General features: G+C 66.4%; 17 protein-coding genes and 2 pseudogenes. 7 read left to right on the forward strand and 12 right to left on the reverse strand.

What is annotated here, in order from left to right; translation table 11 throughout:
- The 3 genes and pseudogenes from A5658_RS05965 to A5658_RS05975 form a co-directional block, all read right to left on the reverse strand.
- A pseudogene (locus A5658_RS05965) lies at positions 1 to 89 on the reverse strand (WXG100 family type VII secretion target); the annotation flags it as partial.
- A gap of 69 nt (positions 90 to 158) precedes the next feature.
- A complete protein-coding gene (locus A5658_RS05970; RefSeq protein ID WP_067332267.1) occupies positions 159 to 1,427 on the reverse strand; it encodes a PPE family protein in 1,269 nt (422 codons plus the stop codon).
- Between the two features lie 15 nt (positions 1,428 to 1,442).
- Positions 1,443 to 1,748: a PE family protein gene (locus tag A5658_RS05975; RefSeq protein ID WP_067332269.1), complete on the reverse strand. Its 306-nt coding sequence runs from the start codon at positions 1,746 to 1,748 to the stop codon at positions 1,443 to 1,445.
- Between the two features lie 856 nt (positions 1,749 to 2,604).
- Here A5658_RS05975 and A5658_RS05980 point away from each other — a divergent pair.
- From A5658_RS05980 to A5658_RS05995, 4 genes and pseudogenes are all read left to right on the forward strand, one after another.
- Positions 2,605 to 4,194, forward strand: a complete 1,590-nt coding sequence (locus tag A5658_RS05980) for a metallophosphoesterase family protein (RefSeq protein WP_067332271.1) — start codon at positions 2,605 to 2,607, stop codon at positions 4,192 to 4,194.
- A 20-nt stretch (positions 4,195 to 4,214) separates the two neighbouring features.
- Positions 4,215 to 5,043 (forward strand): annotated as a pseudogene (locus A5658_RS05985) (mycofactocin-coupled SDR family oxidoreductase).
- 89 nt (positions 5,044 to 5,132) lie between these two features.
- Positions 5,133 to 6,362 carry an acyl-CoA dehydrogenase family protein gene (locus tag A5658_RS05990; RefSeq protein ID WP_067332275.1) on the forward strand — a complete coding sequence of 410 codons (1,230 nt, stop codon included), beginning with the start codon at positions 5,133 to 5,135 and terminating at the stop codon, positions 6,360 to 6,362.
- A gap of 47 nt (positions 6,363 to 6,409) precedes the next feature.
- Positions 6,410 to 6,943: a DUF302 domain-containing protein gene (locus A5658_RS05995; protein ID WP_067332277.1), complete on the forward strand. Its 534-nt coding sequence runs from the start codon at positions 6,410 to 6,412 to the stop codon at positions 6,941 to 6,943.
- 1 nt (position 6,944) lies between these two features.
- Here the strand turns inward: A5658_RS05995 and hisS are convergent, their stop codons facing one another.
- Together hisS and A5658_RS06005 are read right to left on the reverse strand one after the other, a co-directional pair.
- A complete protein-coding gene (gene hisS / locus A5658_RS06000) occupies positions 6,945 to 8,210 on the reverse strand; it encodes a histidine--tRNA ligase (RefSeq protein ID WP_067332279.1) in 1,266 nt (421 codons plus the stop codon).
- On the reverse strand, positions 8,207 to 8,878 hold the full coding sequence (locus tag A5658_RS06005; RefSeq protein WP_067332763.1) for an MBL fold metallo-hydrolase: 672 nt from the start codon (positions 8,876 to 8,878) through the stop codon (positions 8,207 to 8,209). The genes hisS and A5658_RS06005 overlap by 4 nt, the downstream gene beginning before the upstream one ends.
- A 109-nt stretch (positions 8,879 to 8,987) precedes the next feature.
- On the opposite strand from A5658_RS06005, the gene A5658_RS06010 reads away from it, so the two are divergent.
- Together A5658_RS06010 and A5658_RS06015 are read left to right on the forward strand one after the other, a co-directional pair.
- Positions 8,988 to 9,845, forward strand: coding sequence for a peptidylprolyl isomerase (locus A5658_RS06010; RefSeq protein WP_067332764.1), 858 nt, complete (start codon positions 8,988 to 8,990; stop codon positions 9,843 to 9,845).
- Entirely contained in the window at positions 9,845 to 10,645 is an 801-nt protein-coding gene (locus tag A5658_RS06015) for a peptidylprolyl isomerase (RefSeq protein ID WP_067332281.1), read from the forward strand. The genes A5658_RS06010 and A5658_RS06015 overlap by 1 nt, the downstream gene beginning before the upstream one ends.
- Here A5658_RS06015 and A5658_RS06020 read toward each other — a convergent pair.
- The 7 genes from A5658_RS06020 to yajC all read right to left on the reverse strand — a co-directional run bounded on the left by A5658_RS06020 (position 10,628) and on the right by yajC (position 20,011).
- Positions 10,628 to 11,605 carry an NAD-dependent epimerase/dehydratase family protein gene (locus tag A5658_RS06020; RefSeq protein WP_067332283.1) on the reverse strand — a complete coding sequence of 326 codons (978 nt, stop codon included), beginning with the start codon at positions 11,603 to 11,605 and terminating at the stop codon, positions 10,628 to 10,630. The genes A5658_RS06015 and A5658_RS06020 overlap by 18 nt on opposite strands.
- A 33-nt stretch (positions 11,606 to 11,638) precedes the next feature.
- Positions 11,639 to 13,969 carry a bifunctional (p)ppGpp synthetase/guanosine-3',5'-bis(diphosphate) 3'-pyrophosphohydrolase gene (locus A5658_RS06025; RefSeq protein ID WP_369830494.1) on the reverse strand — a complete coding sequence of 777 codons (2,331 nt, stop codon included), beginning with the start codon at positions 13,967 to 13,969 and terminating at the stop codon, positions 11,639 to 11,641.
- 110 nt (positions 13,970 to 14,079) lie between these two features.
- Positions 14,080 to 14,643 carry an adenine phosphoribosyltransferase gene (locus A5658_RS06030; protein ID WP_082992974.1) on the reverse strand — a complete coding sequence of 188 codons (564 nt, stop codon included), beginning with the start codon at positions 14,641 to 14,643 and terminating at the stop codon, positions 14,080 to 14,082.
- Positions 14,598 to 16,265 carry an ABC transporter substrate-binding protein gene (locus A5658_RS06035; RefSeq protein WP_156751286.1) on the reverse strand — a complete coding sequence of 556 codons (1,668 nt, stop codon included), beginning with the start codon at positions 16,263 to 16,265 and terminating at the stop codon, positions 14,598 to 14,600. The genes A5658_RS06030 and A5658_RS06035 overlap by 46 nt, the downstream gene beginning before the upstream one ends.
- Positions 16,266 to 16,270: 5 nt before the next feature.
- Entirely contained in the window at positions 16,271 to 17,551 is a 1,281-nt protein-coding gene (secF, locus tag A5658_RS06040) for a protein translocase subunit SecF (protein WP_067332766.1), read from the reverse strand.
- A 4-nt stretch (positions 17,552 to 17,555) separates the two neighbouring features.
- Positions 17,556 to 19,559: a protein translocase subunit SecD gene (secD, locus tag A5658_RS06045; protein ID WP_067332290.1), complete on the reverse strand. Its 2,004-nt coding sequence runs from the start codon at positions 19,557 to 19,559 to the stop codon at positions 17,556 to 17,558.
- Positions 19,560 to 19,681: 122 nt separating this feature from the next.
- Complete coding sequence (gene yajC / locus A5658_RS06050; protein ID WP_067332292.1) at positions 19,682 to 20,011, reverse strand: preprotein translocase subunit YajC; 330 nt, start codon at positions 20,009 to 20,011, stop codon at positions 19,682 to 19,684.
- 81 nt (positions 20,012 to 20,092) lie between these two features.
- Here yajC and A5658_RS06055 point away from each other — a divergent pair, with 81 nt between their 5' ends.
- The gene (locus A5658_RS06055) at positions 20,093 to 20,764 is read left to right on the forward strand and encodes a nitroreductase family protein (RefSeq protein ID WP_067332767.1); all 672 of its coding nucleotides are present in this window, start codon (positions 20,093 to 20,095) and stop codon (positions 20,762 to 20,764) included.
- Positions 20,765 to 20,799: the final 35 nt, after the last annotated feature.

Raw genomic sequence — 20,799 nt, forward strand, 5'->3', positions numbered from 1 at the left:
GCCTCGTCCTCAACGGTCTGGGCGTGCACGTCGAAACGGCCCGCCATCGCCCGCATCTCGTGCGGGTCAGTCATAAAACGCGTAGGCATATCTTTCTCCTTATCTCACTGTCATGTCTTGGGTTAATGCGTGCTGCAGCAAAGGCATCCCCCCGGTTCTCATCCGCCTGCCGGCGTGCGAGTCTCAACTTTCACCGACGCCGTCTTGGCCGCCTGCGTGCCCATGCCACGTCCGTTCATCGCACCCATGAGCGCTTGGGTGTAGGGGCTATTGGGCAGCGGGGTCCCCACCTGTGGAGGCGCAACGCTGTTGGCCGGCAGCACCGGTGCCGCGCGCACCATCTCCGGAGCGTTCTGGGCCCAGCCCTGGGGAACCGACAGGCCGCTCATGCGGCCTGCCCCGGCGAGTTGGGCGGTGATCTGCGATCCGAACCCACGCATCTGGCCGGAGATGCTGGTGATCAAGGCCTTCAGCTTGCCATCGACCAGGGACTGCACGTCCGCGAGCATCGCCTGCTGGCCCGCCTGCATCGCCTGGCTGGCACTCATCGAATTGCCAAGGCTGATAAGCATTTTGGCAGGCATGCTGGCAAACGTCGTCAAGTAGTACGGCGCCTGGAACGCTAACAACGCGCCGGATGTTGAACCGGTCGCAGCGGTTGCTGCCGAAGTGGTTGCCGAGCTGGCCCCCGAGGTGGCGGCGGCGGACTGCGCGGCCGTGCTCGCACCACTCAGGTTGCTCACCGCCGACGACAACGCGGACGTCAGGCTGTTCGTCGAGGCGCCGGCGGTGGTGTTTCCACTGACCAGTCCCTGTAATGCCGTGACCAGATTGTTCACCGTGCTACTGATGGAATTCTCGATGGACTGCACCGCCGCGGCCAGATCCGCAGACAGGCCACCGTCGCTCGTCGAAGGCGCCGGGGTCTGCTGCGGCAGCACGACGGCCTGCTCGGAGGCGGCCGCGTAGGTGTCCATCGTCAGGCCGTCCTGGAACCACATCTCCATGTAGTGGGCTTCGGTGGCCATGATCGCCGGGGTGTTCTGCCCCAGGAAGTTGGTGGCGACCAAAGCGGCCAACAGCGCCCGGTTGGCGGCGATGACCGCCGGCGGAACCGTCGACGCGAAGGCGCCCTCATAAGCCGCTGCGGCGAACTGGGCCTGCGCCGAAGTCTGCGCGGCTTGGCCCGCGGTCATCGACAGCCAGTCCACATACGGCGCCGTTGCCGCGGCCATTCGCGCCGAAGACGGACCCAACCATGTCGATCCGGTGAGCTGTGCGAGCACCGCCTGATAGGAGGCCGCGGTGGACTCGAGATCGGCAGCCAGCTCGCTCCACGCGGAAGCGGCCGCCATCAGTGGGCCAGACCCCGCGCCGCTGTACATCAAGCTGGAGTTGATCTCCGGCGGGAACATCATGAAACTCATCGACCCAGGCCCCCCTTAGTCGGCGGCTGCTGCAGCTGCATTCGCCACCTCAGTCAGCGCGTACGCCCCCGCCCCGGAACGCAACGCCGCTACTACTTGTTCGTGGACCACCGCCGCTTGGGCGGCAATCTGCTGATAAGCGGCACCGTGCTGACCGAACTGTGCCGCCGTCATCGCCGAAACAATATCTGAAGCAGCGGGTGCCAGACTGGTAGTTGGCGTCGCCGCTGCAGCGTTTCTCGCTGCCATCGCATCGCCGAGGCCGGCCAGACTGCCGGCGGCACCGGACAGGTCCTCCGGTTGCGCAGTTACGAACGACACCGATCCTCCTTCAGACAGGAGTCAGACCCCTTGCGGCCGCCGGGTGAGTTAGTGCAAATTGACTCATCCGCAAAGAAGCCAAGTTCGAGGTCTGACAGTTGCGCAATCTTAAATCACAGAAGCGCATCGTGTGCTGAGAAAAACCAAAGAGACATTGCGCCGGCAACAATTTTTCGGCCGCCCATACCGGAGTTCTCAGCGCCCCGCGGGCCACGTGAATACCGCGCTAACGCACGCTAGCTATTAGACGTATGTCAGAAGGTTGCCGACGCCAACCGGCTGGGATAGCCAAGACCGGGTCGGCGTGGCGATTCTGGCGCCGCCCGGGGCGAAGGACTCGGGCCGCGCCCAGCTAACGGCCCACCACTTCGTCCGAACCGTAAATGCCTTGATGTCAGAGCAATTGACCGGAATGCGTCGCATCCACCGATCACCGTGCCCGAAGCCTCGTGGGGCCGCAGATATCGCGGCCTGAACCGCCCCCGCCCCGGCCTCTGAACTCGTCACGGGGCGGGCGCCGACATCGCACCGCAAATGACTCCCGGGCACCGGCGGTAAGCCGCCTCCGGTAAAGGCGAGAGCACCAATGTGCGGCGCCGATATTCCGAACTGGCCGCGTTGGTATTGGGTCGGCGTCCGCGCATCATGATCGAAATCTCGCGCTCATCACGAAGCTGAGAAAAGGCTTAAAAGAATCGGGTTTGTGACCCTTTTCCGGGGCGCAGGGCGCCGCTGTGCTTCTGCCGGACCCTGCGGCGACAGTACGCCCAACCTGCCATGTTCAGCCCGGACTTGGACGGCTACCTTATAAGCGCGCTCCCCGGGCCGCCCGGGACGGGCGCGGTATGAAAGAGACATGGTCGAAGAACCGCCTTCGGGCGAGGGCGCCGAGCCGGCGCCGGGCATCAGCCGTCGGACACTGCTGACGACCGGGGCGACGACGACACTCATCGGCGCCGGGTTGGGCGCCGGTGCCGTCGCACTGCTCGGGCCGTCCCGGCGCGGGCCCAGTCTGTGGAGTCGGCCCCCGCGCAGCGGAGCCCAGCCCGTGGGCGGTCTGCATCTGCAATTCGGTCGAGATGCTTCCAGCGAAGTCGTGGTGTCGTGGCACACCACCGATCCAGTGAGCAATCCGCGCGTCATGGCCGGCACGCCGACCGGCGGCTTCGGTCGCACCGTGCCCGCCGAAACCCGGACATACCGCGACGCGAAATCGAAAACCGAGGTCCGGGTCCACCACGCGAAGCTCGACAATCTCGCACCCGATAGCGACTATGTGTATGCCGCCGTACACGACGGCACCGACCCCGAAGTGGGCACCGTGCGGACCGCGCCGTCAGGACGGAGTCCGTTGCGCTTCACCAGCTTTGGCGACCAAGCGACGCCGACCCTGGGCCGACTGAAGAACGAAAGCTATCGCAGCGACAACCTGGGTTCGCCGGCCGCCGGCGACATCACCACCGCGATCGAGCGGATCGGTCCGCTGTTCAACTTGGTCAACGGCGACCTGTGCTATGCGAACCTGGCCAACGACCGGATCCGGACGTGGTCGGACTGGTTCGACAACAACACCCGCTCGGCGCGCTACCGGCCGTGGATGCCGGCCGCGGGTAACCATGAGAATGAATTGGGCAACGGCCCCATCGGCTACGCGGCGTATCAAACCTATTTCGCCTTGCCCGACGCACAATCCGACACCGAGCTGCGTGGGCTGTGGTACTCGTTCACCGCCGGCTCGGTGCGGATCATCAGCCTCAACAACGACGACATCTGCTTTCAGGACGGCGGCAACTCCTATGTCCGCGGCTATTCCGGTGGCGCGCAAAGGCGTTGGCTGGAAACCGAACTCGGCAACGCGCGAGCCGACAAGCGGGTTGACTGGGTGATTGTCTGCATGCACCAGACCGCGGTGTCGACCGCCGATCACACCAACGGCGCCGACCTCGGTATCCGCCAGGAGTGGCTGCCGTTGTTCGACCGCTACCAAGTGGACCTGGTGGTGTGCGGTCACGAGCATCACTACGAGCGCTCCCACCCGCTGCGCGGAGCGCAGGACACCGAGACCCGAACCCCGATCCCAGTGCAAGACGGCGGCGACGTGATCGACACGTCGAAGGGGACCGTGCACCTGGTCATCGGCGGAGGCGGAACATCGGCGCCGTCGAACGGCCTGTTCTTCCCGCAGCCGAGGTGCCGCGTCGTGACCGGCGTGGGCGATTCCCGGGACGCGATCGGCCGCAAGGTGCCGATCTACCTCGTCGAGGACGCGCCGTGGTCGGCGTTTCGGGACAGCCAAAACCCCTACGGTTTCGTCGCTTTCGACGTCGATCCCGGTCCGCCGGGCGGCAACACCTCGATCAAGGCCACCCATTACGCGGTCAACGGACCCTACGGGGCGATCAGCGTGGTCGAACAGTTCACCCTCACTCGGCCTCGCAGGGGCTGAACTTTTCCTACGCTGAGGCGATGACCGCTACCGATCTCCCGCTGGCCGGCAAAGTCCGCCTACGTGACGGGCGCTGCCCGCGGCCAGGGCCGCTCGCACTGCGTCAGGCTGGCCAGGGCCGGCGCCGACATCGTCGCAATCGATGCGTGCGCGCCGGTGACCGCCCATAACGGCTATCCCCCGGCCGCCCCGGAAGACCTCGCCGAAACCGTGAGTCTCGTGGAGGGTGAAGGGCGCAAGATGTTGGCATCGCAGGTCGACGTGCGCGACCTGGGCGGCCAGCAGCGCGTCGTCGGCGAAGCCATCGAACAATTCGGTCGCCTGGACATCGTGGTCGCCAACGCCGGCGTGCTGAACTGGGGCCGACTGTGGGAGATTTCGGCACAGCAGTGGCAGGACACCGTCGACACGAACTTGACCGGGATGTGGAACACCATCAAGGCCGTTGTGCCTGCCATGATCGAGGCGGGTAATGGCGGGTCGATCATCACCATCAGCTCGGCGGCGGGTATCAAGGCGGTTCCCGGCTGCGGGCATTACTGCGCTACCAAGTTCGGAGTGGTCGGCCTGACCAACTCACTTGCCGTCGAGCTCGGCGAGTTCGGTATCCGGGTCAACTCCGTGCACCCGTACGGCACCGATACGCCGATGGGCAACGACGTCTCGATGTACCAGGTGTTCGCCGACCACCCCAACTACATCCACAGCTTCTCGCCGGGCGCGCTTCCGACCGAATCACTGGCCGCCCCGGACCTGGTGTCCGACATCGTGGTGTGGCTCGCCGGCGACGCCTCGTCGCTGGTCACCGCGGCTCAAATCCCCGCCGACAAAGGGTATGTGAAGATCTGACCGCGAGCCTCCCAGGGACCGTTCAGCGCTGCGGCGCTGCTGGTAATGTCATTACCGGTTTGCGTTAATGGAACTCTCGGAGGCGTCATATGACGGAATCGGTGGCCGAGTTCGCCGAGCGGGCCCGCGCGTGGCTCTCGGAGAACATGCCGCGGATCGCCGACCCGAACAATCCGCCCTACGCCGATCGCGGCGAGGAAGAGTCCTGGCAGCACGTGCGGCGGTTACAGCGACGGCTCTATGACGGCGGCTTCGCCGGCATCTGCTTCCCCACCGAGTACGGCGGGCTCGGCCTCGACATCGCCTACCAAAAGGCGTTCGACGAGGAAAGCGCGTGCTATGAGCTGCCGCTGATCTTGAACACGCCGACGTTCACCATCTGCTGCCCGACGATCCTCGACACCGGCAGCGAAGACCAGAAGCGACAACACATTGCGGCAGCGCTGCGCGGTGACGAGGTGCTCGTCCAGCTGCTGTCGGAACCCAGCGGCGGCTCCGATCTCGCGGGGGTGATCACCCGCGCCGAGCGGCGCGGCGACAAGTGGATCATCAACGGCGCCAAGACCTGGAGCACTGGAGCCTTCGCCGCCGACTACGGGCTGCTGCTGGCACGGACCAACTGGGACGTGCCCAAGCACGAAGGCCTGACGATGTTCCTGGTGCCCCTGGACAGCCCGGGCATCACGTTGCGGCGGATCAAACAGGTCAACGGCTCCACCGAATTCTGCGAGGAATTCTTCGACGATGTCGAACTCGGTGGCGACGCGGTGGTCGGCGAAGTCGACAGGGGCTGGGAGGTGGCCTCCCGTCAGCTGTATCACGAGCGACGCGCGGTCGGCGGTGGCTCGGAATTCGCCAGCGGCAGCGGTGCCGAGAACAACCAGGAGCAGCCGCCGGACTATCACGCGATGATTCGTGCGGCGGGTCTGTCCGGCAACGAGCGGGTGCGCGAGCTGGCCGGCCGCGCGCTGACCCATCGCGCGGTGTGGGAACAACTCATCGACCACGTCTTCCGGGGTGTGCTGGACGGATCGCTTCCCCCTACCGGCGGTTCGTTGATCCGGCTGTTCCAGGCCGAGGAGGTCTCCCTCGAGATCGATACCGCCCTGGCGATCGCCGGCAGCGCCGGCGTCGTCGACGGTCCCGCAGAGTTGCTGTTCGCCGGCGAGCGCTACCTGTCTCGTCAAACCGCGCATCTCGGCGGCGGCACAACGGAGATGGCACGCAACGTGATTGGTGAACGGATCCTGGGCTTTCCCCGCGAATTCGCGGCCGACCGCGGGGTGCCGTTCAATCAGGTCAAGCACGGACGCGCCTGAGCCGCGAGGCCTACAATTGCCCTACATTGCCTAGCGAGGAGGGCGCCGTGCCATCCCTTGATCCTCAGGAAATCCGATTCGACGGCATTCGGATACGCATCGACAGCGACAACAGCTACGAAGATCTCATCGCCGCATTACACGCGGAGGTCGGCGAAAGACCGGAGTCGATAACCGAACTCCCCACCGCTTTCTTCGACGACTGGGGATCGTTTTCCACGGAGATCACCCGACACCTCGGCTCCAGCGAGTTCATGCTGATGCACCTCATTGATCACGGTGAGTGGCTACAGACGGCCGGCATCAACCGCAAGGCGTTACGCGTCATCCTCGGTAATCCGTTGATTTCGCTGACGATGCTCCGGCACGACCTCACGGCCGGGTTGTTCGCGCCAGCCGAGTTACTGCTTCTCGAAGAGGACAACGATCGAAGCAGCGTGACCTACATCAAGCCGTCATCGCTGATGGTCATCGAAGACAATCCGCCGCTGCAGGCGGCCGCACAGGCGCTCGACGAGAAACTGGCCGCGTTAACCGCGAGACTCGCGGCAAGCACGTCCAGCACGCTTGAGTCGGCCTAGCTCACACCGCATCTAACCGCGAAAGCACCTCGCCGACAACGGAATCGGTCGCAATATCGACCTGCTCTCCCGTTGTCAGGTCCTTCACCCCGATCGTGCCGGCGTCGATGTCGCGGTCGCCGGCCACGAGTGCCAGCCGCGCCCCGGACCGGTCGGCGGCGCGCATCGCGCTCTTCATGCCGCGTGCGCCGTAGGCAAGGTCGACCCGCACACCGGCCCCGCGCAACTGCCCGGCCAGCACCGCCAGTCGCAACTTGGCCTGTTCGCCCAACGGCACGCCGAACACCTCGCAGCGGGCGGTCGCCCCGACGTCTTTGCCCTCGGCGCGCAGCGCCAGCATCGTGCGATCGACGCCGAGCCCAAATCCGATGCCGGACAGGTCCTGTCCGCCGAGTTGGCGCATCAGCCCGTCGTAGCGACCGCCGCCGCCGATGCCCGACTGGGCACCCAGGCCGTCATGCACGAATTCGAAGGTGGTCTTGGTGTAGTAATCGAGACCGCGAACCATCCGCGGGTTGATGACGTACGGCACGCCCTGGCCGTCGAGGTGGGCCAGCACGGTGTCGAAGTGCTGCTTGGCTTCGTCGGACAGGTGGTCGAGCATCACCGGCGCATCGGCCGTCATCGCCTTGACCTCGGGGCGCTTGTCGTCGAGCACCCGCAACGGGTTGATCTCGGCGCGTCTCCGCGTCTCCTCGTCGAGGTCGAGGTGAAACAGGAAGTCCTGCAACAATTCCCGATATTGCGGGCGACAGCTGTTGTCGCCGAGAGAGGTAATTTCGAGACGGAATCCGTCGAGACCCAGCGAACGGAAACCCGCGTCGGCGACGGCAATCACCTCGGCGTCCAATGCGGGGTCGTCGACACCGATCGCTTCCACCCCAACCTGCTGCATCTGGCGGTAGCGACCGGCCTGCGGACGCTCGTAGCGAAAGAACGGGCCCGAATAACACAGCTTGACCGGCAGTGCTCCGCGGTCCAGGCCGTGCTCGATCACCGCGCGCACCACCCCGGCGGTGCCTTCCGGCCGCAGCGTCACCGATCGGTCCCCGCGGTCGGCGAAGGTGTACATCTCCTTCGACACGACGTCGGTGGATTCGCCCACCCCGCGAGCGAACAACGCGGTGTCCTCGAAGATCGGCAACTCGATGTCGCTGTATCCGGCGCGACGGGCGGTGTCCAGCAGCGCCGACCGGACCGCGACGAACCCCGCCGAATCCGGCGGGACGTAGTCGGGCACACCCTTCGGCGCACTGAATTGGCTCATGGGCTCAGCCCTTCGATGAAGGGATTGAACCGCCGCTCGTCACCGATGGTGGTGGCGTCGCCATGGCCGGGCAGGACTACCGTCGGGTCGTCGAGGACCAGGAGTTTGCCGACGATCGAACGCAGCAGATCACGGCCGCTGCCGCCGAACAGGTCGGTGCGGCCCACCGATCGCCGGAACAGCGTGTCGCCGGTGAACACCACATCTTTGCCGTCCCTGGCCTCGGTTATCCGAAAGACCACCGACCCGCGGGTGTGGCCCGGGGTGTGGTCGACGGTGACGCTGATCCCGGCCAGATCGATCTTGTCTCCGTCGCGGTCGAGTTCAACGACCTGCTTTGGCTCGCGGAAGATCGCGGCGAGCAGCAGCTGACCGATCTTCGGCCCGAAGTCCTTGATCGGGTCGGTCAGCATGAACCGGTCTTCGGGATGGATGTAGGTCGGGCAGCCGAACGTGTCGGACACCTTCTGAGCAGACCAGATGTGGTCGATGTGGCCGTGGGTGAGCAGCACCGCCGCCGGCGTCAGCCGATTCTTGTCCAGAATGCGGCGCAGCTGGCCCATCGCGCGCTGGCCTGGGTCGACGACGATCGCGTCAGCTCCGGGGTGCGGCGCCAGCACGTAGCAGTTGCACTGCAGCAACCCGGCGGGAAATCCGGTGATCAACACGAGGTCCAGTTTCCCATCTAGGCGATCGCCGACGGGTCGCGCCACCCTGATCGGGGGTGAACTGGCACACTCGTCTCCGACCCAGCCCACGATCATGGAGGGACAGGCGGTGCCCAGCAACGAACAACGACGCGCGTCAGCCAAGCGCAAATTGGAGCGGCAGCTCGAACGCCGTGCGCAGCAAGCCCGTCGTCGTCGAACCTTGGCCATCGTCGGAGGGTCGGTAGCCGCAGTGGTCGTGGTGGCGGCGATCGTGGCGACCGTGGTTTTGACCAATCACGACGACAAGAAGGCGTCGGCCAGTTCGGACACCTCGTCCAGCGCCGCTCCCAGCGCCACGGGTACGCCGCTGCCGGCCTTCAAGCCGAACGACAGCATCGGCGCCAACTGCCAGTATCCGCCGTCGTCGGAGCAGCCGGCCAAACAAGTGAAACCGCCCCGGAGCGGGAAGGTACCCACCGATCCGGCGCAGGTGAGCGTCAGCATGGTCACCAACCAGGGTCACATCGGTCTGCTGCTCGCAAATAACGAATCACCTTGCACCGTCAATAATTTCGCGAGTCTTGCGCAACAGAAGTTTTTCGACGACACCAAATGCCACCGCCTGACCCATTCAATTCTGCAATGCGGCGACCCGAGCGCCGACGGCACCGGCGGACCGGGCTACCAGTTCGCCGACGAATATCCGGTCGACCAATACAAGCCGGGCGACCCGGCGGCCCACGAACCGGTGATCTACCCGCGGGGCACGCTGGCAATGGCCAACAGTGGGCCGAATACCAACGGCAGCCAGTTCTTCCTGGTGTACAAGGACACGCCATTGCCGCCCGCGTACACGGTTTTCGGCAAGATCCAGCAGGACGGGTTGGCCACCTTGGACAAGATCGCGAAGGACGGCATCGCCGGCGGCAGCGAGGACGGGCCACCGGCCAACGAGGTCACCGTCAAGTCGGTGCTACTGGACTGATGACGATGAAGCTCAACCGGATTGCCGCGACGCTCGGGATCCTGGCCGTCGCCGTGACCGTGACGTCGTGCACCCGCCACGACTCTGGCAAGACGGCGCCCACCACGTCGGCCAGTACTGCGGCGCCGACATCGACCTTGCCGCCGGTCGCGCCGGTGACCGGGCCGAAATTGCCGCCGTTCTTCCCCGGACCGACAGTGGGCGCGAATTGTCAGTATCCGCGGACCACGGAACCACCCGGCAAGCAGGCGGCCCCGCCGCCCAACGGTAAGGCGCCGACCGACCCGGCGACGATCGGGCTGACCATCGTCACCGACCGCGGCCGGATCGGATTGCAGCTTGCCAACAACGAATCACCCTGCACTGTAAGCAGTTTCGTGAGTCTTGCGCAGCAGGCTTACTTCGACAACACCGAATGCCACCGGCTGACCACGGCCCGCGCGTTGTCGGTGTTGCAGTGCGGAGATCCCAAGGGCGACGGCACCGGGGGCCCGGGCTATCAGTTCGCCAACGAGTTTCCGACCATCCAGTATCCGCCGGGCGAGCCGGCATTGAAGGTGCCTGTCGTCTACCCGCGCGGAACGCTGGCGATGGCCAACGCCGGGCCGGGCACCAACGGCAGCCAGTTCTTCATGGTCTACCGCGACTCGCTGTTGCCGCCAACCTACACGATTTTCGGCACGATCACCCCGGCCGGGCTGGCCGTGATCGACAAGATCGCCGCGGGCGGGGTGGTCGGTGGCGGCGACGACGGTAGGCCCAACAACGAGGTCGCCATCACCTCAGCGCGCCGGGATTGACCTCTCCACGTAGGCATGGGCCGCGCGCCGGATGAAGTCTTCGGTGGGCGCCGGATGCCAGCCGAGTTCACGGGTCGCTTTGGCATGGCTGGCCGGCGAGGTCAACTCCACCAGCCGTGCGCTTTGTCTGCTCATCGGAAAGTCCTTGCGCAGCAACGCACCCAGCGCGTCGTTGACCCACCCCAAGCCGTAGATCACTGCCATCGGAATGCCGAGTCGGGGCGGGCGGGCACCGACTGCCTGCGCGGCGATGGTCACCAGCTCACGCTGGCTCATGTAACGCTCGGAGATGATGTAACGCTCGCCGATCCGCCCTTTTTCCGCCGCCAGCAGCAGCGCCTCGGCCACGTCGTCGATGCCGACCACTTCCGAGCCCACACCGCGGACGTAGAACGGCATCTTGCCCTGGGCGGCCATCTTGACGAACATCCCTTGGCGCGGTTGCCAATCGGGTGGTCCGTACGGGTTCGACACGTTGGTCACCACGGCGGGCAGCCCGTGGTCCGCGGCATAGGACAGCACCAGATCTTCGGCGGCTCGCCGTGATTCGATGTAGCCGCCGGCCTGATCGGCCCAGTTGAACGGGGTGTCCTCGTCGACGGTTTCACCGTCCCGTCCGACGGCGATGGTGCCGATGGTGCTCAAGAAGACGAAGCGCCGCAGGTCTGCGTGAATGGCCACGTCGAGCACGTGACGCAGCGCCTCGACGTTCGTCTTGAACAGCGGTGCGGGATCCCGTAACTCCGCGCGGGTGTCGACGACGCAGTAGTACACGACGTCGCGGTCAGCCATCGCGGCGGCCACGGCATCGGCGTCGAACAGATCGCCGTACCGGCGGTCGACCTCCAAGCCGTCGATTCCCTTGGTGGAGCTCGTCTTTCGTAGTAACACCCGCACGTCGGCGCCGCCGGCCACTAGGTGGCGGGTCACGCACGCTCCCACGTTGCCGCTGGCTCCCATGACCAGCGCCCGCTGTCGCTCTACCGTCACCCGTCAGGCCGCTGACGTCACCCGGTAGACGTCGTAGACGCCTTCCACATTGCGGACCACGTCGAGCAGGTGTCCCAAATGTTTGGGATCGCCCATCTCAAAAGTGAAGCGGCTGATCGCGACTCGGTCGCCGGCGGAGGTGGTGACCGAGGCCGACAGAATGTTCACCCGCTCGTCAGCGAGCACGCGGGTCACGTCCGAGAGCAGCCGATGCCGGTCCAGCGCCTCGACCTGAATTGCCACCAGGAACACCGACGACGGCGACGGCGCCCAGTGCACTTCGATGATGCGCTCGGACTGCTGCTGCAACGACGTGGCATTGGTGCAGTCGGTACGGTGCACGCTCACTCCCCCACCGCGGGTGACGAATCCGAGGATCTGATCGCCGGGCACCGGCGTGCAGCACTTGGCCAACTTGGTCAGCACACCCGGCGCGCCGGGCACCGACACCCCGACGTCGTCGCTGCGCGGGCGGCGCGGGATGGCCGTGAGCGTGGAGCGCTCGGCGAGATCGTCCTCGGCCTGGTCGATGCCGCCGAGTTCGACGAGCAACCGTTGCACCACGTGCTTGGCCGAGATGTGACCCTCGCCCACTGCGGTGTAGAGCGCCGAGACGTCGGCGTAGTGCAGTTCGTTGGCCACTGCCGCCATCGAGCCACCATTGACCAAGCGCTGCAATGGAAGTCCGCCGCGGCGTACTTCGCGGGTGATCGCGTCTTTACCGGTTTCGAGCGCCTCCTCACGGCGCTCCTTGGCAAACCACTGCCGGATCTTGGTCTTGGCCCGCGGCGAGACGACGAACTGCTGCCAGTCGCGCGATGGACCGGCGTTGGCCGCTTTCGAAGTGAACACCTCCACCACTTCGCCGTTTTCGAGCTTGCGCTCCAGCGCCACCAGTCGGCCATTGACGCGGGCCCCGATACAGCGATGCCCCACTTCGGTGTGCACCGCGTAGGCGAAGTCGACCGGGGTGGATCCCGTGGGCAGTGTGATCACGTCACCCTTGGGGGTGAAAACGAAGATCTCTTGCACCGCAAGGTCATAACGCAGCGATTCGAGGAACTCACCGGGGTCGGCGGCCTCCCGCTGCCAGTCGAGCAGTTGACGCATCCAAGCCATGTCGTCAATCTCGGCGGCCGCTTGTACATGCGGCATGCCGTTGCGGCCCTTGGTTTCTTTGTAGCGCCAGTGCGCGGCGATGCCGTACTCCGCGGTGCGGTGCATGTCGCGGGTGCGGATCTGCACCTCGAGCGGTTTGCCCTCGGGTCCTACGACGGTGGTGTGCAGCGACTGGTACACCCCGTAGCGAGGCTGGGCGATGTAGTCCTTGAACCGGCCCGCCATCGGCTGCCACAGCGAATGCACCACGCCCACAGCGGCATAGCAGTCCCGGACCTCGTCGCAGAGAATCCGGATGCCGACCAAGTCGTGAATGTCGTCGAAGTCGCGGCCCCTGACAATCATCTTCTGGTAGATCGACCAGTAATGCTTGGGGCGTCCCTCGACGACCGCGTTGATCTTGGACCCGTTGAGCGTCGCGATGATCTCGGCGCGGACCTTGGCGAGGTAGGTGTCGCGCGACGGCGCCCGGCCGGCGACCAGCCGCACGATCTCCTCGTACTTCTTGGGGTGCAGGATGGCGAAGGACAGGTCTTCGAGCTCCCACTTGACGGTGGCCATACCCAGCCGATGCGCAAGCGGCGCAATGACTTCCAGCGTTTCGCGGGCCTTGCGAGCCTGCTTCTCCGGCGGCAGGAAACGCATCGTGCGCATGTTGTGCAGCCGGTCGGCCACCTTGATCACCAACACCCGCGGGTCACGCGCCATTGCGGTGATCATCTTGCGGATGGTCTCGCCCTCGGCGGCGCTGCCCAAAACAACCTTGTCCAGCTTGGTCACCCCGTCGACGAGATGACCGACCTCTTCGCCGAAGTCCGCGGACAGTTCCTCCAGGCTGTAGCCGGTGTCCTCGACGGTGTCGTGCAGCAGGGCCGCCACCAGCGTGGTGGTGTCCATGCCCAATTCGGCGAGAATGTTGGCCACCGCCAGCGGATGGGTGATGTACGGGTCCCCCGAATGCCGCAGCTGGCTGGCGTGACGGCGCTCGGCCACCTCGTAGGCCCGTTGCAACAACGACAGGTCGGCCTTCGGATAGATCTCCCGGTGCACCGCGACCAGCGGCTCGAGCACGGGGCTGATCGTGCTGCGCTGCGCGGTCATTCGTCGCGCCAACCGGGCGCGGACCCGCCGCGACGCGCTGCTGGGCGCCTTGAGGCCGATCCCGGGCTCGTTCGTCGCCTGCGCGGCAGGCGACGGGAGGTCGGCGAGCTGCAGCGGCTCGGTGGGCGGCTGGATCGCCGTACCCTTTTCGTCCGCCACGCCTCTCACCTCCAAAGCTCCAGGATAACGTTCTACGCCGGATGCCCGGCAGCATTACCGACCCGCTAGAAGACCTTGACGCTGTGTACCGGCAGCGGCGCGATCCGGTCGCGTCCGCCGAGCGCGGCGAGTTCGATGACCACCGCGGCTGTCGTCACCCGCGCGCCGGCGTGCTCGAGCAGCCGGTGGGCGGCCGCCAGCGTGCCGCCGGTGGCCAGCACGTCGTCCACGATCACAACGCTGCGGCCGGCCAATTCGATCCCGTCGCCGGGCAGTTCCAGGCTCGCGGTGCCGTATTCGAGTTGGTAATGCTCGGTGCGCACCGGCGGCGGCAGCTTGCCGCCCTTGCGGATGGCCAGGACCCCTTTTCCGAGCCGCGCGGCGACGGCACCGCCGAGCAGGAACCCACGCGCGTCGAGGCCGGCGATCAGGTCGGCGCCGGACGCGGTTGCGGCGATCTCATCGGTCACCGCGGCCAGCCCGCGCGGGTCGGCGAACACCGGGGTCAGGTCCTTGAACTGGATTCCGGGCGACGGGAAATCGGCGACCTGCCGGGTCAGCGCGGCGACCAGATCGGCTGCCGTCACCTCACCAGCACCCAACGATCCATGTTCCAGCCGGCGCCCCACCGGCTGGGATTGGTCCCGACGGCATACATCTTTTTGGAGGCCAACAAGGTCCGCTGCTGGCGATAGAGCGGCAACGTCGGCATCCCCGCCCACAGCACCGGTGCACTCTCGGCCAGCAGCCGGACCAGGTCGGCCGGGTCGGCCGACACCGCGAGCGAGCCGATGATCCCATCGATTTGACCGTTGGTGTAACCGGAGACGTTGTTCCCGTTTCCGGTGTGCAGGGCGTAGGCGTCCATCGCCGACGCGCCGGTCGAACCACTGCCGGTGGCGCCGCCGGTGCTGGCCAGCAACACGTCGATTTTGCCCTCCTTGAGCGCCTGCGGGCCGACCGAGTCGGACGTTACGTCGGAGACCGTGATGCCGGCGGGGCCACAGGATTTGGCGATCGCACCGACGATGGCGGCCAATCGCGCGTTGGGTCCCCGGTATCCGATCCGCACCGCCAGCGGTTTGTTCTTCAGCTCGGCGCGGGCCGCAACCGGGTCAGCTTTGACGAATCGTCCTACCTCGGGGATGTTTTCGGCCTGCCCGATGGCATCGTCAACGCTGGGGTGCAGCCGCGCGTTGGAGATGGGCGTCTGCGCATCCCGCGCGATCACGTCCCGCGGCGTACACAACGCGACGGCGCGGCGGGCCGCGATGTCGGCGAGCGGCCCACCCGGCGCGAAGATCAACTGCTCGATGCCGTCCGACGCCGCGTCGGTGCGACGGTAGGTGTCTGGTGTGGCCAGGGCGCCCGAGGAACCGGCGGCCACGTCGACGACGTCGGCGCTCTTGGCGTTGACCCGGTCCTGGATGTCAGCTTTCTGCGGCCACACCGTGACCCGTTTGGTCATCGGCTTGGCGCCCCACCACTTGTCGTTGGCGACCAAAACCACTGCGCCGCCGTCCAATACCGATTCGATCTTGTACGGCCCCGACGACGGGAAATGCTTGGCGACCACGCCGGACTCCGTGCCCGGCTTGAGGTTCCAGGTGGTATTCCAGGTCTGCGCGATGCGGGCGACGACGGGTTGGTTGTTGCCCAGCAGTGACGCGGTGACCGTGGCTTCGGGGATGCCGAGTTCGTCGGCGATCACATGCGACGGCAGGATCGCGGTCGCCGCGAACAGCTGGTTGTAGTCGACGATATTGCGGTCAGGGGCAAACGACACCCGGGCTTTCTTCTGCCCGGGTTGGCAGTCGACCGAGGTGACGTCCACGTAGCCCGCCTGGCTCGCGGCGTCGAAGCCGGGAAACCGGCCGGACTGGGCGGCCCACGTCAACACCAGGTCGTCACAAGTGATCGGCTTGCCGTCGGAGTACACCGCGTTGTCGGCGATTTGGTAGTCGAGGACCAGCGGCGATCCGCCGACCATCGAGACCGAACCGAAGTCGTGATCGGCGACGACCTGACCGTCGGGACCGTGGTAGCCGAAGCCGGTGAGCGTGCGCGCGAAGGCCTGCGCCCCAGCCGAGGCCGCGCCGCTGACCGTGTTGGTGTTGTAGGAGTCCAGGGCGCCGTCGACGATGTAGTCGACCTGCCCCGCTGCGCTCCCCGAACACCCCGTCAGCGCACCCGTCGCCGCCAGCGCGGCCATCAGACAACAGGCGGCCACACGCCGACGCCAGGCCATCATCGGCGTTAGCGCTTGTTCTGCTTGCCGGTCGGCCGCGAATGCCGGCCCGCGGCGTGCCTTGCCGGCCGCGCGCCGGGAGCCGGCTTGCTGGGCGCCGGGGTGGCGAAGGACGCGCGGGTCGATTCGGTGTCGTCCGCCTCGCCGCCCGCCGGCCTCTTGGGCGCCCTATCTGAGGCCTTGGAGCCATCCGGCCCCCGACGGCGGAGGACCCGACGCGTGTGGGTCCGCACCAAATCGGTGCGCTCGCGCAGGGACACCAGCAACGGCGTGGCGAAGAAGATCGACGAGTAGGTGCCCACGATGATGCCGACCAACTGAACCAGGGCCAGGTCCTTCAGCGTGCCGACACCCAGCAGCCACACCGCGACCACCATGAGCGCCAGCACCGGCAGCGTCGACATCAGGCTGGTGTTGATGGACCGCATGAAGGTTTGGTTGACCGCGAGATTGGCTTCCTCGGCGAACGTGCGCCGGGTCGTGTGTTGGAAGGCGTGGGTGTTTTCCTCGACCTTGTCGAACACGATCACCGTGTCGTACAGCGAGAAACCCAGGATGGTCAGCAGGCCGATGACCGTGGCCGGGGTGACTTCGAAGCCGACCAGCGAGTAGATCCCGGCGGTGACGGTCAAGTCGAAGACCATTGTGGTCAGCGCCGAAATCGCCATGTATCGCTCGTAGCGGACGGTGATGTAGAGGCTGACCAGTACCAGGAACACCACCAAGGCGATGACGGCTTTTTTGGTGATCTGCCCGCCCCACGTCGAGGACACCGCCGAATCGGAGATGGCCTTCTTGCTGGGCCGCCCGTCAGAGCCCTTGGGCTTGTACTTGTCGAACAGCGCGTCGCGCAGCTTCTCGGTCTTCTCGTTGGACAACGTCTCGGAGCGAATCTGCACGGTCGCCGACGAACCATTGCCGACGATCACCACGGTTTCGGGGTCGCTGCCCAGCGTCTGCCGGAAGACCTGCTCGACCTGGCTGACGGTAGCGGTGCCACGCGGGAACGACATCGTCGTGCCGCCCTTGAAGTCGATGCCGAAGGTGAACCCGCGCAGCAGGATGCTGACGACCGCGATCGCGACGATCACCCCGCTGATCGTGTACCACAACCGTCGTCGCCCGATGACCTCGAACGCGCCGGTACCGCTGTAGAGGCGGGCCAGGAAGTTGTGCTGCGGCAGCGTGGCCGTGTCGTCGCCGCTCGGGCGGACCGCTCGTGCGGTCTCCTTGTCGATCTCGACGGCAGTCGTGTCGTCGGTGCCTGTCGTGTCCGCGTTTGGCGCCATCTCGCTACCCCCGTCCCCCGGCATAGGCCCCGGTCTTCGCAGCGCGACGTTCGCGCGCGATCTGCTGGACTGTCCCGAGGCCGTTGTAGGCCGGCTTCGCCAGCAGCTTCGAGTTGCCCGCCAGGTACACCAGCGGCCACGTCACCAGGAACACGACGACGGTATCGAGGGCGGTGGTGAGCCCCAGCGTGAAGGCAAACCCCTTGACCTGGCCGATCGCCAGGACGTACAGCACGGCGGCGGCAAGGAAGGTGACCGCGTTACCCGACAGGATCGTCCGGCGGGCCCGATGCCAGCCCCGCGGAATCGCGGACCGGAACGATTTGCCTTCGCGGATCTCGTCTTTGATGCGTTCGAAGAAGACCACGAACGAGTCGGCAGTGGTACCGATACCGATGATCAGACCGGCAATACCCGCCAGGTCCAGCGTGTAGTTGATGTATCGGCCGAGCAGCACCAGGATCGCGAAAACCATTGCGCCCGAAGCCACCAACGACAAAGCCGTTAGCAGGCCCAACACCCGGTAGTACAGCAACGAGTACAGCAGGACCAGGATCAGTCCGATTCCGCCGGCGATCAGGCCGGCCCGCAGCGATGTCAATCCCAGTGTCGCGGAGACGGTTTGGGCCTCCGACGACTCGAATGACAGCGGCAGCGAGCCGTACTTGAGGACGTTGGCGAGCTCCTTCGCGGTGCTCGCGGTGAAGGGCGGGTCGCCGCCGGTGATCTGGGTGCGGCCACCGGGGATCGCTTCCCGGATCTGCGGTGCGCTGACCACCTGCGAGTCCAGCGTGAACGCCGTCTGGGTGCCGATGTGAGCGGCGGTGAAGTCTGCCCACGTGTTGGCCGCACCGCTCCTGAACTGGACATCGACGACGTAGCCGCCGCTGCGCTGATCCAGGCCGGAGCTGGCGTTCTCGATCTGGTCACCGCTGATGATCGACGGCGCCAGCAGATAGGCCTGCTTGTGGTCTTTGTCGCAGGTCACCAGCGGAAGATCGGGATCGTCGTTGCCGGCCAGGATGTCTTCCTGAAAACACCGGGTGGCCTCATATTGCAACGCGAGGAACTGCACACCCTTGTTGGTGCTCTGCCGCCACTCGCGCTCCTTGGCGATGCGCTCGGCGAGGTCTTTGCGCGGATCCGGCGGCCCCGGCTGGATCGGGGGCAACTGCGGGGCTGCGGGCTGCTCCGCCGTCGGCGACACCGGTCCGGGAGACGGCGGGGCCGGAGCGGGCGACGATGGCGCAGGGGAGGCCGGAGCGGGCGCCGTCGGGGAGGGCGTGCTCGGCGCGTCCTGCGGATAGGGCCGCGGCTGCGCCGGAACCGCGGGGCCGCCAGGCAACAACGGCTCATCACCGGGCAGACCCGGTTGTTCGGCGGGGCCGCCGCCGGGTGCCGGTGCGCCACCCGGGACCACCCCGGCCGCTCCCGGGGCCGGCCCGCCAGGCTGGACGCCAGGGGCGGGCGCTCCGGGGGCCAAGCCGGGCGCGGGTGCACCGGGCACCACGCCAGGAGCGGGGGCGCCCGGTTGTCCACCGGGCGCTGGGGCGCCGGGTCCACCCCGTTGGCCACGAGGGCCGCGCGGCGCAGGTAGCCGCGGACCGCCTTGCATGCCGCCACTGTCGACCGGTAAGGCGTTGATCACCGGGCGGATGTAGAGCCGCGCGGTCTGGCCGAGGTTGCGGGCCTCGCTGCCGTCGGTTCCCGGGACGGTGATGACCAGGTTGTCGCCGTCGACGATGACTTCGGACCCAGACACGCCCAGCCCGTTGACCCGCGCGCTGATGATCGACTGCGCCTGCGACAGCGCCTCTCTGGTTGGCCGCGACCCGTCAGGTGTCCGTGCGGTCAACGTGACGCGCGTGCCGCCTTGCAGGTCGATGCCGAGTTTCGGGTCGGCGCGCTTGTCGCCCGTCAAGAACACCAATAGGTAGACACCGACCAGCAGGACCAGGAATACCGCCAGGTAGCGGCGAGGATGCACCGGCGCCGATGGCGATGCCACGTGTTGAGTCTCCTCCGCTCATGCGCGATGCGCTTTTATGCAGGTCGGTCACCCCGCCGTTCGCCTCTCGGGCCCCGCTCGGTTGGACTGCACCGAAAAGAGTACGTGGCGGACCCTCGACCTCAGTCGTTGGGCAGTCGGCCCGGGTCGTCGGCCAGATCGCCGAACTCGCCGGCTTCAGCGTCCGGGACCTCCGGCTCGATGCGGCTCGCCACCGCGAGCTTGGACCAGGTCGTCACCACTCCGGCGGCGACCTCGAGATCCACGACGTCGTCGGTGATCCGCGTGATCGTGCCGTGCAGCCCAGACGTGGTCTGCACTCGGTCGCCGATCCTCAGTGACTCGTGCAGGTCGATGGTCGCTTGCATCGCGCGCTTCTGTCGGCGCGACGCGAAAAACATGAACGCTCCCAAGACGATCAGCATCGGCAGGAAGACAACCGTTTGGTTCATGAAGGCAACAGATCTTTCGTCGACGTCGTGTAACGGTCACCAGTGTGCCATCAGGCCGACGCGGTGCCTGATCATTGGGCAATGGAGCTCATTGACGCGCTGCGCACCACCGGCGCCGTTCGCGAATTCACCGATCGGACCGTCGACGACGTGGTGCTGGCCCGGGTGCTCGACACCGCACGCTTCGCACCCAGCGGGAGCAACGCCCAGGCCTGGCGGGTGGTGGTGGTCAAGGACGCCGCGAAGCGTCGCCGGCTGCGGGACTGCTACCTGCAGGGTTCCCGGGAATACCTGGCGCTGGCGGCCGCCGGCCTACGGCCGTGGTCACCGACCAACGACCGCGAGGCCGAGGCCCGGGCACTGGCTGCCGAAAACGTCGCTGCGCCAGGGGGTTTCGCGGAGAAATTCGACCAGGCCCCGGTATTGCTGGCGCTGTTCGCCGACTTGTCGATGCTGGCGGCGATCGATCGTGACGCCAATCGATATACGTTCGCCGCCGGCGCATCCATTTATCCGTTTGCGTGGAATGTGTTGCTGGCCGCCCGCGAAGAAGGATTGGGCGGCGTTATCACCACCATCGCGATTAGGGAAGAGGCTCAGGTGAAAACCATTCTGGGAGCAGCGGACCCGTTGGCGCTCGCCGCTGTCATCGCGCTCGGATATCCCGTTCGGCGACCACGCCGACTTCGCCGCGAGCCGGTGAGCTCTTTTGTTACGGTCGATTCGGTCGACGGCGCGGCCTTCGAGGTTTAGACCGAGCCGAACCGTGGCACGAGTGAACCGTTGTT

Source organism: Mycobacterium sp. 1245111.1, from assembly GCF_001673405.1.
Taxonomy (GTDB): domain Bacteria; phylum Actinomycetota; class Actinomycetes; order Mycobacteriales; family Mycobacteriaceae; genus Mycobacterium.